Here is a 14,401-nt window from a genome sequence, read left to right on the forward strand (position 1 = left end):
AGAAAGGATAAAAAAATGAACTTTGAAGAGAATCTAAAAAAATATGCTAAGCTTATTGTGGAAATAGGTGTCAATATACAAAAGGATCAGGAGCTTATGATAAGATGCCCTATTGAGGGAGCACCTTTTGCAAGAGAACTGACACAATACGCTTATGAGGCCGGAGCAAAAAGAGTTTATATAGAATATAACGATGAAGAATTGACAAGAATGACTTACTCCTATGCTTCTAATGAGACCTTGAGTGAATATCCATCTTGGATCGCAAATGGCTATAACGAGCTTGCCGAAAGAGGCGCTGCTTTTATTAGTATTAGTGCAGGTAATCCAGACATTTTAAAAGATGTTTCGCCAGATAAAATTGCTGTTTTTCAAAAAGCGGCTGGCAAGGCACTAGAAACTTATAAAAGATATATCAGTAACTCTGATGTAACTTGGTGTGTGGTGTCTATACCGACATTAGACTGGAGTAAAAAACTGTTTCCTCATGTTGATGCTGAAGAAGGTGTCAGGCTGTTATGGGAAAAGATTTTTGAAGTAACCCGTATTTATGAAGAAGATCCTGTAAGAGCATGGCAAGAGCATACAGAAGCATTAGCCATTAAGTGTGAGGTATTAAATAACAAAAAAATACAAAGATTAAAATATAATGCGCCTGGGACTGACCTTACAGTAGAACTTCCCAAAGATCATATATGGCTTGGAGGTGGTGAATATAGTACGAAGGGAACCTACTTCGTGGCCAATATGCCAACAGAAGAAATTTTTACTATGCCGTATAAATATGGCGTAGAGGGTATGTTGACTTCTACAAAACCACTTAACTACGGAGGCAATCTTATAGAAGATTTTACATTGCATTTTAAAAAAGGAAAAATTGTTAAGTGCACTGCCAAAAAAGGTGAAGAAATGTTAAAGAAGCTTATTGAAACAGATGAAGGGGCTTGTTATCTTGGAGAAGTTGCTATTGTACCACATAGTTCCCCGGTATCAGCTTCTCAGACTATTTTCTTTAATACCCTATTTGATGAAAATGCTTCTTGCCATTTTGCAATAGGAAGCAGCTATCCTATTAATATAAAAGATGGGGCGACTATGGATAAAGAAACATTAGAAAGTAAAGGGGCCAATACTTCTATTATTCATCAGGATTTTATGGTAGGCTGTAAAGAGATGACTATAGAAGCAACTACAGAATCAGCAGAGACATTTTACCTGATTAAAGATGGAGAGTGGGCATTTTAGCAAAAAAAGTTTGGTAAGAATATAAAAAGGCGGTTTTACGCCTACCCTTTTTAATGAAATAGGAAAGTGCGTCTTGCTTGCAGGGGACCAAACTTTCCTGTTTCACAAGTGTGTGCGTTTTTGTACACTTTCTTGTGGGGAAGAAAAAGAAGCCTACATAGATAAAGGAGAAATGAAATGAAAATTTGTATATTAGATGCTTTAACTCTTGGAAAAGATATAACTGTAGATCCCATTAGAGCCTGTGGAGAACTCGTGGTATATGATCTAACCGCCAATGAGCAGGTGGAAGAACGCATTGAAGATGTAGAGGTTATCATTACAAATAAAGTTATATTAAATGAAGAAAATCTTAAAAATGCGAAGCAGCTTAAATTAATTGCCTTAACAGCTACAGGGTATAATAATATTGATATTGATTATGCGAGGAAAGCGGGTATAGGGGTTGTCAATGTCGCTGGATATTCTACCAAGAGTGTTGCGCAGCATACATTTGCAATGCTTTTTTATTTACTTGAACATCTAAGGGTATATGATGATTATGTAAAGAGTAAACACTATACAGAAAGTGAAACTTTTGCCTTTATTGCATGGCCTTTTCATGAGTTAGCGGATAAGACGATTGGGATTATTGGTATGGGGGCTATAGGCAAAGAAGTTGCTAAAATTGCAGATGCTTTTGGGGCACAGGTTATTTACTATTCCACATCAGGTAGCAATAATAGTAGCTGCTATAAAAGAGTAGATCTAGATACACTTCTATCAACCAGTGACATTGTTTCGATTCATGCACCGCTTAACGATGCAACAAGGGGGCTCATTAGTTATAAAGAGCTTATTCAGATGAAAAAAGAGGCTATACTGCTTAATTTAGGAAGAGGCTCAATTGTTGATGAAGCAGATTTAGCTAGAGCCCTTAATGAAAATAAGATTGCAGCAGCAGGAGTTGATGTATTAGAAAAAGAACCTATTGATAAAGATAATCCTTTATTTACTGTTGAAGATAAGACAAAGCTTCTGATTACACCACATATTGGATGGGCCAGTGTAGAGGCTAGAAAAACGCTTATTGCAGAAATAGTAAAAAATATTGAGGCTTACTATAGAAACGAAATAAGAAACCGTATTGTATAATATATAAAGGTTAAAACAAAAACAAGAGCAATAAATTGCTCTTGTTTTTGTTTCTGGCTCTAACTTTTAATTATTGTTGAGATGAGCCTTTGTAGTTTTGAAATACTTTTTGCACAATTGTTCCACCGATTCTACCAGCTTCACGAGCTGTAAGATCTCCATTGTAGCCCTGTTTTAAAGGTACTCCAACTTCTTTTGCAACTTCGTATTTCATTGATTCGAAAGCACTATTATTTTTACTTGACATAATTATCCCCCTCTTAGGTCGTTATATTTTAGGAAGTATAGAATATTTAATGCTTAGTAAGAATTAAATACTTTATACTTGCCTTGATATTAATATGTGCAGTTTCAATTTTATTATTCTGGAATTTTTCACCTATTATATAAAAAAATTTTCCAATTATGAAGCTAAGACATAAAAAAACTCCCTGATATATTTCGTATACAGGGAGTTTTCTATAAATGTTAAGCTTGATTTACAGAACCGAACAATTCCATTTTTTCTTTTACTGTAGCTTTGATTGCTTCAAAGCCTGGAGCCAGTAGTTTACGAGGGTCAAACCCTTTACCTTGTAAATCTTTGCCGGCTTCAATATATTTACGAACTCCTTCTGCGAAGGATAATTGACATTCAGTATTTACGTTTATTTTTGCAACCCCTAAAGAAATTGCTTCTTTAATCATATCTTCAGGAATACCAGTTCCACCATGTAAAACTAAAGGTACATCGCCTGTAGCATTTTTAATTGCAGCTAGAGCAGTGAAGTCTAAGCCTTTCCAATTTTCAGGGTATTTACCATGAATATTACCGATACCAGCAGCTAACATAGTTACGCCTAAATCTGCAATTAATTTACACTCAGCAGCATCAGCGATTTCACCAGCACCAACAACACCATCTTCTTCCCCGCCAATAGAACCAACTTCAGCTTCTAATGAAAGACCTTTTTCTTCTGTGATCTTAATAATCTCTTTTGTTTTTTCGATATTCTCATCTATTGAATAATGAGAACCATCAAACATAACTGAAGAAAAACCTGCTTCAATTACTTTTAAAGCACCTTCATAACTACCGTGGTCTAAATGTAAGGCAACAGGCACAGTGATATTTAATTCTTCGATCATACCATTTACCATGCCAACAATCGTTTTATAGCCACCCATGTATTTGCCGGCACCCTCAGATACCCCTAAGATGACTGGAGAGTTATTTTCCTGTGCAGTTAATAAAACAGCTTTTGTCCACTCTAAGTTATTGATGTTGAATTGGCCAACCGCATATTTTCCTTCTCGTGCTTTATTTAGCATTTCTTTAGCTGAAACTAACATAATGTACCTCCGTTTTATATTATTTCTCTTCTCATGGGTTATTATAACTTTAAATGACAAAAAAGAAAACATTAAATTAAAAAATTAACAAATAAAATATTTTGCATATAAAAGAAGCAGGGTGTGACAAATGAGAGGAACTAGACATAAAGATAGGTTAGTATTAGAATAGAATTAACCATAATATGAGGAGTATAGACAATTGTGAATAAAAAATATGAAAAAATAATAGCGCCTCACTATATAAAAAATTTTACATGTATAGGAGGGGCGTGTGAAGATAGCTGCTGCGTAGGGTGGCATATCCCTATAGATGAAGAAACTTATAAAAAATATATGAAAGTAAAGGATAAGCGGATTAAAGGGAGATTAGAGCGGGAAATTGTTCAAAAACGTTCAAATCCTACTTATGAGCATGCAGCTAAGATTAAACTTAAAAACGGCAGATGTGCATTTTTGTCTCAGGAAGGATTATGTGATATTTATAGTACACTAGGCAAAGATTATTTAAGCTATACATGTACCCTTTATCCAAGAACTATCAATCGTATCAATAATACTTTAGAATGTTCATTGATTTGTTCTTGTCCAGAAGCCGCAAGGCAAGTGCTGCTGAGTAAAGAACCACTTGCTTTTCAAAATTTAGATGTATTAGCGAATGTAAATGTAATAAGTGCAGATCTTAGGATTAATAGGCTTAAACCTACAAAGTGGCAGGATTATTTTTATGAGCTGCGAGCAGTAATTATAAGTATTTTACAAAATAGAAATGAGCTGATAGAAAATAGAATAAAACGTATTGGCTCTTTAATGGGAGATTTAGAAAAACATATCGCCCATGCTTCTTTTAAAAAGATTCCGGAGCTTATCGGGAGCTACAATGAAATGGTTGCTAAGAATAAGAATACTAGTAATATAAAATCTTATGCAGATGACGTAAAAGAAACTATTCATCTCATAAAAGCACTTCAGTCTTTTAGCATAAAGAAAAAGATAAAGTCTAGCAGGTATAGGCAATGTTTGGAAGAGACATTTTTAGGATTATCAATTAAAGGTGATGATTTAAAGCAAGCGGGTATCCTTTACGAGACAAGCTGTAAGCAATATTATGAATCATTTATAATAACGCATGGCTATATGTTGGAAAATTACTTTGTAAATTATGCTTTTGAAAGATGTATGCCGCTTGATCACAAGCATCCAATTGAAAGTTTTAAGCGAATGAGTTTGTACTACAGGCTTATTAAGTTACACATTGTGGGGATAGCATACTACAATAAGCATTTTACAAAAGAAGCACTTATTATGCTTATACAAGCACTTTCAAAGACTTTTGACCATGATGATGAATCTTTTACAACTATTTTAAAAGATTTACAGAGTCATACAAAATCCTTTTAAATAAAAAAGAGAGTAGAAGGGAATCAACAGATGAAAATATTATTTATAACTATTCCATGGATGAAATACTATACAGGAGAAGGGGATGAAGAAAAAATTACGCCTTTAAGCGGCTATAACTTCCAAAATATTAATGGGTATTATTATGGGTATGGAGATGGACTCGCGTACATACCTATAGAAAACTTAGATGGAATTTTGGCTGAGGATGAAGTGGCTGAGGATGTGCTCGTAGTATGGACTTCAAAAAATAATGAAGATGAAAACAAAGTTATTGGATGGTATAAAAATGCTAAGGTCTATCGCCATAAAAAAGAAGTACTTACATTAGACAGTGACAGGATAGAGATGCGGTATAGTATTCTAGCTAAAGCTAAGGAGAGTACACTGCTTCCTCCAGAACTTAGACTGCTGGATGTAAAAAATTTAGCAGAACCCCTGTGGTTTACAGACGATATACAGTTACTTAAAGATATAACAATGTATATTCATAACTATCAAGGAGAAAAGTTTAATACCCTTTTAAATGAGAAGGACTTAACGGCTCAGTCTGTTTTAACTTTTCCGGATTATGAAATGTATTTTTCAAAAGCAGATACGTTTTTAGCGAAAGACTTGTATGGTAAAGCTATTAGATGCTTTAATAAAGCGATTGCGCTTGAACCTGACCTAGTAATGGCCTATGAATGTAAAGGGAGTATTTTGCTAAGCCTTAAGATGTATGATGAGGCTTTAGAAGTTTATAAAAAGATTATTATGCTTGAAAAAAATCATAATGAAGCTTATTATTGTTTAGGTCTTTTATATGGTCTTAAAGAAAATTATAATCAATGTATAAGCTATTTGAATAAGTATATTGCCAGCAATCCAAATGATACACAGGCCATTGCAGAAAGAGGGATAGCCTATTACAATCTTGGCAATACTGAAGAAGCAAAATCAGATATTTTAAAAGCTTACCAGATGGATACAGATGATCCTGTTTTTAAAAAATTAATCCAATATATACAAGGTAAACACGCTATAAAGACAGGTGAGATTCAACCAGCTAATAGGAGAGGCTAATGAACAAAATAAATTATCAAAAAATATTAGATGTAACTTTAGAACAGTTAAAAATGTCACAGAGAGTTCCTACACTTTTGCTGCACTCCTGTTGTGCACCTTGCAGCAGTTACGTAATAGCCTATTTATCTGATTACTTTTATATAACAGTATTTTATTATAACCCTAATATCGATGAAACAGAAGAATATGTTAAAAGAGCCAAGGAACAAAAAGATTTAATTGATAAAATGTCTACTAAGTATCCTGTTAAATTCATTGAAGGCGCCTATGATACCGAGGTGTATACTGAGATGGCAAGTCCTTTGGCAGCTGAAAAAGAAGGCGGTTCAAGATGTTTCTTATGCTATCAGATGCGCCTTCAAAAAACAGCAGAGACGGCAGAGCGCTTAAAGTTTGATTATTTTGCCACTACCCTAACAATAAGCCCTCTTAAAAATGTCAATAAGCTTAATGAAATAGGAGAGAAATTGCAAGAAGTATACGGGATAGCCTATCTTTGTTCAGACTTTAAAAAAAGAGAAGGCTATAAACGTTCAACAGAGCTTAGCCGTACCTATAATCTTTATAGACAGGATTATTGTGGATGTTCTTATTCAAAACAGCATTCAAAAAACTAAGAGACGTTTATGAGGATTATGTCATATAACTCCTATACTTATGAATATGTATTAGTATGAAACTATTTAAGGGGGAGAATAAAATGACGAGTCAAGTAATAATCGTATTTATTATTGCTGTTATTATTATTATAGTTGGTATCGTATTATTTGGATCATGTGCAAAAAGTTCGAAGTGTATAACAAGTGAAGAAGAGGTGGACACAAAAGCAATGGGTAACATACAAGAAACTGAAGCTGAGCAAGTTTTTCAAGAACTAGGGCTTGAAGAAATATATCCAGAAATAGAAGAAGCAGAAGTTGAGGAAGCTCCGCTTGAAATAGAAGAGATAGAGTCAGAAGAAATGCTTCCAGAAATAGAGGAGCTAGAAGAAATAGAAGAAATAGAACAAGCGGAAGTTGAAGAAATGCCAGTAAGCATACAAGAAGTAGAAGAAGAAGATGAAGTAATAGTATCTCAAACAGAAGAAGTACCAGGAGAACTTGAGCAAATAGAGGATTTAGAAGAAGTGGATAGTTTGCAGGAATAATGTTCTATTAAAAAAATATAAAAGTATAGGCTGTAAGAAAAGTTGCGTATTTATTGCAACTCTTTCTACAGCCTATACTTTTATAAGAGAGACTAACAAAGGGGATGATGTTGAAAATAATTAATGAGAGTATGTATTTAAGATAATCAGTGTTATAATAGTCGGGTAAAAGGAGCGTGAACTATGGACAAGTTAAGAGGCTGGATAGTTTCGAATGGATATCTTAAGACTTCTAAATTTATGGAGATTATTGACTTATATAAGGCATGCGCTTTGACACTGGGGATGAGTTTAGAACTTGTTTTAAATAATGAGTTATTAATGGGAATAGAACGCAGTACATGCTTTATACATGGAAAGAAAATAATGCAGCTGCCTGATTTTGTACTTTATTTAGATAAAGATATAAGGCTTGCTTATCAGTTAGAGCAAATGGGCATTAGAGTATTTAATAGTTCAAGGGTAATAGGTATATGTGATGATAAATCTCAAACTTTTCAGGTGTTAGCAAGCCAGGGCATTAACATGCCAAAGACAATTATTGCACCTCTGGTTTTCAAAGGATTTGAAGAAGATTCAGAGCATTATATAGATGCTGTAGAAAATGAACTGACTTATCCGATCGTTATTAAAGAAAGTTATGGATCATTTGGTGAACAGGTTTATTTAGTTCAAAACAGAGAGGAGCTTATTATGAAGCGCAGACAATTAATTAGCATTCCTCATATTTACCAAGAATTTGTATCAAGTAGTAAGGGGCGAGATGTAAGACTTAATGTAGTAGGCAGTCGCGTAGTTGCTGGGATGCTGCGTACCTCAGATATAGATTTTAGGGCTAATGTTACAAATGGGGGACAGATGCAAAACTACAATCCACCTAAGGCATTTGAAGCACTTGCTCGTAGTGTATGTAAAATAATAGGAGCTGATTTTGCCGGAGTAGATCTTCTTTTTGGAAAAGATGATGAGCCCCTATTATGCGAAGTTAATTCTAATGCACATATTAAAAATATACAGATCTGTACAGGGATTAATGTAGCTGAATATATTTTAAGACATATTTTAAAGGAAATGAGACAATGATACAAGGATGGCTTGTTTATAATACAGAAGATACTATTAAAAATAGCTACTTTATCAATGCGTTAATCACTTATGCCAAAGCATCTGAGATAAACTTAAAGCTTGTTTTAAGAGAAAAAATAGCTTTAGGTATGGAAGAAAATGTGCTATCAATCGCTTATGAGGGAAAGAAATCTTTGCCTCAGATAGTTATTAATAGGTCTAGAGATAGTTTTTTTGCAAAGCATTTAGAAATTATGGGAATAAGAGTTTATAATGCATACCGCATTACACACCTATGTAATCATAAGGCGAGGACGCATCAAATGATTAGCCAATTGGGCATACCAGCGCTAAATACATTTTTTTATAGTAAAAGATATTTGGATTTAGAGACAGCGCAAATTTCGTTCCCAGTTATATTAAAAAGTGCAACTGGGCATGGCGGACAGGAAGTGTTTCAGTGTATCAATAAAGAGACTATTAAAAAGTACCTTAATCTTATCAAGGATGATGAATTTTTAATTCAGCAGCGATGTGATCAGCCTGGGGTTGATGTAAGAGTATTTGTGATGGGAGACCAGATTTTAGGAGCCATTAAAAGAGAGTCGATGAATGATTTTAGATCAAATTATTCATTAGGTGGTACGGCGAAGCGCTATCATTTGTCTCAAGAGAACGAAGCCTATGTTCAGCGTATAATTAAGCATTTAAAAAGTGATTTTGTAGGGATAGATTTTATGATTAACAGGCAAGGCGCATTTCTATTTAATGAAATAGAAGATGTAGTTGGCAGCCGGACGCTTTATCAGTATGGACAGATAGATACTGCAAAAGAATATATTCATTATATAAAAAACACTGTTACACATCTTAGGTAACAGTGTTTTTTATATAATAGCAAACTAAGTACAATATTTAAGCTTGAGCAAGCAGTGTTTTAATAGCTTGGCCCAAACGTTTGATGCCCTCATCAATAGTTTTGGGGTCTGAATTTGTATAATTTAAACGCAAAGTATTCTGCGGGATTTCGCCTACATAAAAGGGTTCTCCAGGAACAAAAGCTACTTTTAAAGTGGATGCAAGCTCAAAAAGTTTAAGCGAAGACATAGAATCAGGTAGAGTTGCCCATAAAAACATACCGCCTTCAGGTTTTGTGATTTTAATATTTTCTGGGAAATATTCAGCGATGCTAAGTAGCATTGCTTCCCGTTGTTCTTTATAAAGTTTTTTAATATGGCTGATGTGTTCTTCTAAGTTATTATCTATCAGATATTGATAAATAACTCTTTGAGAAAAGTAATTAGTATGCAAGTCAGAAGCCTGTTTAGCAATAATAAGCTTATCCATTATTTCGGGACGCGTTGTACAAATCCAGCCAATACGCATGCCTGGGGTTACGATTTTGGAAAAGGAACCTAATAGGATTGAGGGATTGCTGCTAAAAGATTGTATATAAGGCACATCTTCACCTATAAATCTAAGTTCGCCATAAGGATCATCTTCAATTAAAACAGTCTGCGTGTCATTAAGCATACCACCCAGAGCTTCTCTGTTGGCTTTTGAATAAGTGATGCCTGTTGGATTTTGAAAATTTGGCACTGAGTAGAATAATTTAATGTTATGCTGATGTAAAAGCGTCTTAAATTGATTTAAATCAATGCCATCTTCAAAGAGGTCAACTTGATGAAAATGGGGTTCATATAACGAAAGAGCCTGGATTGCTCCAAGATAACCGGGTTTTTCAATTAAAACATGATCATCTTTATTCAAAAAAACTTTACCAATAAGATCGAGGCCCTGCTGAGAGCCGCTGGTTATGAGAATATCATCAGCATTAATGGTTAAGCCGTGTTTCGTTTGATATCTTTTGGCAATATATTCTCTTAAAGGTAAATAGCCCTCCGTTGTCGCATACTGAAATACATGTGAGCCATTTTTACTAGTTACAGTATTCATGGCATCTTGTAGTGCAGCTGTAGGAAAAGAAATAGGATTTGGAAGTCCGCCTGCAAAAGAAATAATGTCTTTATTATTAGTAATTTTTAGTATTTCGCGAATAAATGATTTTTTACTATTTAGTATTCTGTCTGAAAAAAGTTGATTCAAGGGATCACCCGCTTTCTGTTTTTATTCATTAATATGTTCAAGTCCTTTAGAGAGGATATCCGTAACATGAGAGTCAGCAAGAGAGTAATAAACAACCTTACCTTCTTTGCGTGATTTTACAAGATTATACATTTTTAGTAGTCTAAGTTGATGCGATATAGCCGAATGCGTCATATTCAAACATGCAGCAATATCACAAACGCACATTTCAGAAATGTAGAGTGCATTAAGCAGTTTAATACGCGTAGGGTCTGCAAACAGTTTAAAAAGCTCAGATAATTTAATTGAAATCTCATGATCCTGCATCTCTGCAGTAGCTCTTTCTACGACATCTTGGTGAATAATTGTGCAAGAGCAAAGGTCTATTTTATTAGCCAATCTAATCACCTCCGTAACCTTTTAATCAATAGAGTACGGGTTTTTATAAAAAGTGTCAAGATTATATGAGAAATTCATATAAAATACAATTTTGAGGTTGATAATATGTAGATATAGATGTACTATGAAAAGAGAATATTTTACAATAATTGTGAGAAAAATCTTATTTAAAAGAGTGTTATTACCAAGCTAGAAGACAAATGCTTGCTAAATATTAAGAATAGTATACTAAAATGTTTAAGGACTTAACGATAAGGAGGGATAGGGTATGATAGATTTTAAAAAAGAGCTTGAAAAGTTTAAACCACTATTAGATGTAGATCATATTGAAGATAGAATAGAACAAGATGATATGAAAGATTTAATAGATATCCTTAAAGCAATTAATCCTAAAAAGACAGAATATTTAAATCACGAGTAATAGAACTAATCTTAGAATGTAAGGAGCGGGGTTATGGCGTATGTGTGTCCATATTGTGGGGAGATAATAGATAATAGCAGCAAATGTACCCGTTGTGATCAAGACTTAGAATGGGTACAAAAAATCAACGAAAAAAGCAAACTGTATTATTTTAAGGGGTATCAAGAAGCACAAGAGCGAAATCTTACAGTAGCAGCTACTTATCTAAAGAAGGCTGTTTATTTTAATAAATTTAATATAGACGCTCGAAATTTACTAGGACTTGTTTATTTTGAAATGGGTAAAATTGGATCCGCTCTTAAACAGTGGATTATTAGCGCTTCTTTAAGCAAAGAAGATAATATTGCAGTGGAATATATTGATAAAATACAAAATTCGCCTAAGATGCTGATAACCTATAAGGATTCTATTTCACTTTATAATAAAGCACTGATGTATTTAAAACAAAAGAATAATGATATGGCCATTATAAGACTTAAAAAAGCTGTCAGCTTAAATAGCAATCTTACGGAAGCAAGAAATCTGCTGGCTTTATGTTATATAAAAGAAAAACAATTTTATAAAGCAAATGAACAGATTAAGAATGTTTTGGCAATAGATGCATCAGATATGAAAGCTCTTAGTTATTTTAAGATGCTTAGTAAGCAGGATACTGCAACGATACAGCCGTATGAGCTTGAATATATTCCTAAACAATCAAAAAATAATTATGTTAAGCCTTCTAAGGTTATTAATAGGGGCCATGCATTAGCGATTTATGTGATGTATTTTATAATCGGTAGTTTATTTATGTTTATTATCCAAAGCTCTTTAATTACACCTAATAAAACTAAAAGCTATGAAAATACAGTTGCTAATCTAAGAGAGTCTGAGACAAAACTAAAGGGATTACTTGAAGAGACCCGGATAAAAAGCCAAGATGAGATCGATACGTTAAAAGCTGAAAATCAACAGCTTATGGAAGAAAAACAAGATATAGAGCTTGCCACTTCTAAAATAGCTCAAAAAGAAAAATTGAGTCAAGCGACTATTATGAAAAATAATAAAGAGTGGATAGAGGCCGCTGAAATCTTATATAATGTAGCACCGTCTTTATTAGATGAAGAAGCTGCTAGGCGCTATGATGAATTAAAGAAAGAAGTTTATCCAAGAGTTGGAAGAACTTTGTATGACGAAGGATACAGACACTTTAACCGTAAAGAATTAATAGAGGCAAAGACAAAACTTGAGAAGGCTATACTTTATGATCCAACGGCAGATGTATTAAGAAAAAGTTTATATTATTTGGGACGCGTTGAAAAAGAACAAGGTAATGCTGAAAAAGCAAAGTACTATTTTAATACCGTTGTAGAACAAAATCCAGGAACTAATGAAGCAAACTGGGCAGCAGCAGAACTAAAAGGTTTACAAGAATAATGAATATGCCCCTTTAATAGGTTGTATCACCTAAAAAATGGAAAATTATTGACAATTATTGGAAAATATAATATTCTAATGATATGCTATATTTTGCAAGAAGGAGGGGTAAGTGTTGAGAATTGATTTTATAATGGTAAATCGCACATTAGTGGTTGTTTTAGAGGGTGAGCTTGATCATCATACTTGCGTTGAAATAAGACAAACTGTTGATCGAGAATACCAAAAAAGAAGAGCTAAAAATCTAGTATTTGATTTTGCCAACATAAATTTTATGGATAGTTCCGGAATCGGAATGCTCATGGGAAGATATAGAAGTGTTGTGATATGTGGTGGTGAAATAGGACTCTTCAATGTATCACCAGAAGCTGAAAAAATATTAGCTATGTCAGGGATTCATAAATTAATGAAGACTTATTCAAGCAAACAAGAAGCTATTGATGCTTTAGCATAGTTTTAACTTAGGGGGACATATTAATGCCAAAGAAAAATAGTATGCAAATACAATTTTCAAGTAATTCATTAAATGAATCATTTGCACGGGTAGCTGTAGCTGCATTTGTATCACAGCTTGATCCTACCATGGAAGAATTATATGATATTAAAATGGCTGTATCAGAAGCCGTTACAAATAGTATTATTCATGCTTATGAGAATAGAGATGATTGTGAGATATGTATAAAATGTGCCTATGAAGATGAAGTCATAAGTATAGAGGTTATTGACAAGGGAAAAGGTATACACAATATTGAAGAAGCGATGACTGCGCTTTATACAACATCTATAGATGAAGAAAGAGCAGGGCTGGGCTTTACTGTGATGCAGTCTATGATGCATGAAGTAGAAGTCTTTTCTGAGGTAGGACATGGGACAACTGTAAAGATGAAGAAGTCTCTTGGGGTATAAGAGTTTATAACCTGGGGAAAGGTGGGATAAAATGGATCATACCCTAGAGCTTATTAAAAGGGCACAAGATGGAGATAATGAAGCCAGGAGTCTTTTGGTACAAGAAAATATGGGACTTGTTTGGAGTTTAGTAAGAAGATTTGGTAATCGTGGCTATGATATGGAGGATCTTTTTCAAATAGGAAGTATAGGGCTTCTTAAAAGCATAGAGAAATTTGATTTAAGCTTTAATGTAAGATTCTCAACGTATGCTGTACCTATGATTGTTGGAGAAATAAAAAGATTTCTTAGAGATGATGGGATGATTAAAGTCAGCCGATCTTTAAAAGAGACAGCGTACCGTGTACGCATGTTAAAAGAAGAGCTCATCAAAGACCTTAACCGAGAACCAACTATTAATGAAATTGCGGCAGGACTTGATCTTGGCGTTGAAGAAGTTGTTGAAGCGCTGGAATCAAATGCAGAAATTGAATCATTAAATGCTGTCATTTATCAAGGTGACGGTAAGCCAATTACGTTATCAGATAAAATTGATCAATCACCAACACAACAAAACGATTTAGTGGACAAGATTGTTATAGGTGAAATGATTAAATATTTATTGCCGCTCGAAAAGCAGATTATTATGTTAAGATACTTTGAAGATCGTACGCAAACAGAGATTGCGACGTTGCTTGATATATCTCAAGTACAAGTTTCACGTATTGAAAAAAGAATTTTAAAAAAGATGAGATCTATGTTAACCAGTAAGGACTAGCCAAAAGGCTAGTCCTTTTAAGTTT

The 14,401-nt window shown here is 33.9% G+C and carries 17 protein-coding genes; 13 read left to right on the plus strand and 4 right to left on the minus strand.

Annotated features, from left to right (window positions below; genetic code table 11):
• Positions 1-15: 15 nt before the first annotated feature.
• A complete protein-coding gene (locus BN3326_RS00385) occupies positions 16-1,245 on the plus strand; it encodes an aminopeptidase (RefSeq protein ID WP_069997145.1) in 1,230 nt (409 codons plus the stop codon).
• Between the two features lie 177 nt (positions 1,246-1,422).
• Positions 1,423-2,379, plus strand: coding sequence for a D-2-hydroxyacid dehydrogenase (locus tag BN3326_RS00390; RefSeq protein WP_069997146.1), 957 nt, complete (start codon positions 1,423-1,425; stop codon positions 2,377-2,379).
• Between the two features lie 70 nt (positions 2,380-2,449).
• On the opposite strand, the gene BN3326_RS00395 is transcribed toward BN3326_RS00390, so the two are convergent.
• Together BN3326_RS00395 and fba are read right to left on the minus strand one after the other, a co-directional pair.
• Entirely contained in the window at positions 2,450-2,626 is a 177-nt protein-coding gene (locus BN3326_RS00395; RefSeq protein WP_069997147.1) for an alpha/beta-type small acid-soluble spore protein, read from the minus strand.
• 221 nt (positions 2,627-2,847) lie between these two features.
• Positions 2,848-3,711: a class II fructose-1,6-bisphosphate aldolase gene (fba, locus tag BN3326_RS00400; RefSeq protein WP_069997148.1), complete on the minus strand. Its 864-nt coding sequence runs from the start codon at positions 3,709-3,711 to the stop codon at positions 2,848-2,850.
• Positions 3,712-3,915: 204 nt separating this feature from the next.
• On the opposite strand from fba, the gene fliB reads away from it, so the two are divergent.
• The 6 genes from fliB to BN3326_RS00430 all read left to right on the plus strand — a co-directional run bounded on the left by fliB (position 3,916) and on the right by BN3326_RS00430 (position 9,270).
• On the plus strand, positions 3,916-5,112 hold the full coding sequence (fliB, locus tag BN3326_RS00405; protein WP_069997149.1) for a flagellin lysine-N-methylase: 1,197 nt from the start codon (positions 3,916-3,918) through the stop codon (positions 5,110-5,112).
• A 30-nt stretch (positions 5,113-5,142) separates the two neighbouring features.
• Positions 5,143-6,177: a tetratricopeptide repeat protein gene (locus tag BN3326_RS00410; protein WP_069997150.1), complete on the plus strand. Its 1,035-nt coding sequence runs from the start codon at positions 5,143-5,145 to the stop codon at positions 6,175-6,177.
• Positions 6,177-6,797: an epoxyqueuosine reductase QueH gene (locus tag BN3326_RS00415; RefSeq protein WP_069997151.1), complete on the plus strand. Its 621-nt coding sequence runs from the start codon at positions 6,177-6,179 to the stop codon at positions 6,795-6,797. Before BN3326_RS00410 ends, BN3326_RS00415 begins: the two co-directional genes overlap by 1 nt.
• Before the next feature lie 83 nt (positions 6,798-6,880).
• Positions 6,881-7,327, plus strand: a complete 447-nt coding sequence (locus BN3326_RS21340) for a hypothetical protein (protein WP_069997152.1) — start codon at positions 6,881-6,883, stop codon at positions 7,325-7,327.
• A 183-nt stretch (positions 7,328-7,510) separates the two neighbouring features.
• Positions 7,511-8,410, plus strand: a complete 900-nt coding sequence (locus BN3326_RS00425; protein WP_069997153.1) for an ATP-grasp domain-containing protein — start codon at positions 7,511-7,513, stop codon at positions 8,408-8,410.
• Positions 8,407-9,270, plus strand: a complete 864-nt coding sequence (locus tag BN3326_RS00430) for an ATP-grasp domain-containing protein (protein ID WP_069997154.1) — start codon at positions 8,407-8,409, stop codon at positions 9,268-9,270. The genes BN3326_RS00425 and BN3326_RS00430 overlap by 4 nt, the downstream gene beginning before the upstream one ends.
• A gap of 37 nt (positions 9,271-9,307) precedes the next feature.
• On the opposite strand, the gene BN3326_RS00435 is transcribed toward BN3326_RS00430, so the two are convergent.
• Positions 9,308-10,498 (minus strand): aminotransferase-like domain-containing protein, encoded by a 1,191-nt coding sequence (locus BN3326_RS00435; protein ID WP_069997155.1) that lies wholly within the window; start codon positions 10,496-10,498, stop codon positions 9,308-9,310.
• 21 nt (positions 10,499-10,519) lie between these two features.
• A complete protein-coding gene (locus BN3326_RS00440; protein ID WP_069997156.1) occupies positions 10,520-10,885 on the minus strand; it encodes an ArsR/SmtB family transcription factor in 366 nt (121 codons plus the stop codon).
• 259 nt (positions 10,886-11,144) lie between these two features.
• Between BN3326_RS00440 and BN3326_RS21825 the strand changes: the two genes are divergently transcribed.
• The 5 genes from BN3326_RS21825 (at position 11,145) to sigF (ending at position 14,376) form a co-directional block, all read left to right on the plus strand.
• The gene (locus tag BN3326_RS21825) at positions 11,145-11,297 is read left to right on the plus strand and encodes a hypothetical protein (RefSeq protein WP_171903731.1); all 153 of its coding nucleotides are present in this window, start codon (positions 11,145-11,147) and stop codon (positions 11,295-11,297) included.
• Positions 11,298-11,330: 33 nt separating this feature from the next.
• Positions 11,331-12,713: a tetratricopeptide repeat protein gene (locus tag BN3326_RS00445; protein ID WP_069997157.1), complete on the plus strand. Its 1,383-nt coding sequence runs from the start codon at positions 11,331-11,333 to the stop codon at positions 12,711-12,713.
• A 112-nt stretch (positions 12,714-12,825) separates the two neighbouring features.
• The gene (locus BN3326_RS00450) at positions 12,826-13,167 is read left to right on the plus strand and encodes an STAS domain-containing protein (protein WP_304441245.1); all 342 of its coding nucleotides are present in this window, start codon (positions 12,826-12,828) and stop codon (positions 13,165-13,167) included.
• 23 nt (positions 13,168-13,190) lie between these two features.
• On the plus strand, positions 13,191-13,619 hold the full coding sequence (gene spoIIAB / locus BN3326_RS00455; protein ID WP_069997158.1) for an anti-sigma F factor: 429 nt from the start codon (positions 13,191-13,193) through the stop codon (positions 13,617-13,619).
• A 31-nt stretch (positions 13,620-13,650) separates the two neighbouring features.
• The gene (sigF, locus tag BN3326_RS00460) at positions 13,651-14,376 is read left to right on the plus strand and encodes an RNA polymerase sporulation sigma factor SigF (RefSeq protein WP_069997159.1); all 726 of its coding nucleotides are present in this window, start codon (positions 13,651-13,653) and stop codon (positions 14,374-14,376) included.
• The last annotated feature ends 25 nt before the right edge of the window (positions 14,377-14,401 follow it).

Source organism: Cellulosilyticum sp. I15G10I2 (assembly GCF_900095725.1).
Classification (GTDB): Bacteria; Bacillota; Clostridia; order Lachnospirales; family Cellulosilyticaceae; genus FMMP01.

Excerpts from the sequence above, each read along its gene's own strand:
- BN3326_RS00385 (WP_069997145.1), top strand. The coding sequence starts at position 16 with ATGAACTTTGAAGAGAATCTAAAAAAATATGCTAAGCTTATTGTGGAA.
- BN3326_RS00390 (WP_069997146.1), top strand. The coding sequence starts at position 1,423 with ATGAAAATTTGTATATTAGATGCTTTAACTCTTGGAAAAGATATAACT.
- BN3326_RS00395 (WP_069997147.1), bottom strand. The coding sequence starts at position 2,626 with ATGTCAAGTAAAAATAATAGTGCTTTCGAATCAATGAAATACGAAGTT.
- fba (WP_069997148.1), bottom strand. The coding sequence starts at position 3,711 with ATGTTAGTTTCAGCTAAAGAAATGCTAAATAAAGCACGAGAAGGAAAA.
- BN3326_RS00410 (WP_069997150.1), top strand. The coding sequence starts at position 5,143 with ATGAAAATATTATTTATAACTATTCCATGGATGAAATACTATACAGGA.
- BN3326_RS00415 (WP_069997151.1), top strand. The coding sequence starts at position 6,177 with ATGAACAAAATAAATTATCAAAAAATATTAGATGTAACTTTAGAACAG.
- BN3326_RS21340 (WP_069997152.1), top strand. The coding sequence starts at position 6,881 with ATGACGAGTCAAGTAATAATCGTATTTATTATTGCTGTTATTATTATT.
- BN3326_RS00425 (WP_069997153.1), top strand. The coding sequence starts at position 7,511 with ATGGACAAGTTAAGAGGCTGGATAGTTTCGAATGGATATCTTAAGACT.
- BN3326_RS00430 (WP_069997154.1), top strand. The coding sequence starts at position 8,407 with ATGATACAAGGATGGCTTGTTTATAATACAGAAGATACTATTAAAAAT.
- BN3326_RS21825 (WP_171903731.1), top strand. The coding sequence starts at position 11,145 with ATGATAGATTTTAAAAAAGAGCTTGAAAAGTTTAAACCACTATTAGAT.
- BN3326_RS00445 (WP_069997157.1), top strand. The coding sequence starts at position 11,331 with ATGGCGTATGTGTGTCCATATTGTGGGGAGATAATAGATAATAGCAGC.
- spoIIAB (WP_069997158.1), top strand. The coding sequence starts at position 13,191 with ATGCCAAAGAAAAATAGTATGCAAATACAATTTTCAAGTAATTCATTA.
- sigF (WP_069997159.1), top strand. The coding sequence starts at position 13,651 with ATGGATCATACCCTAGAGCTTATTAAAAGGGCACAAGATGGAGATAAT.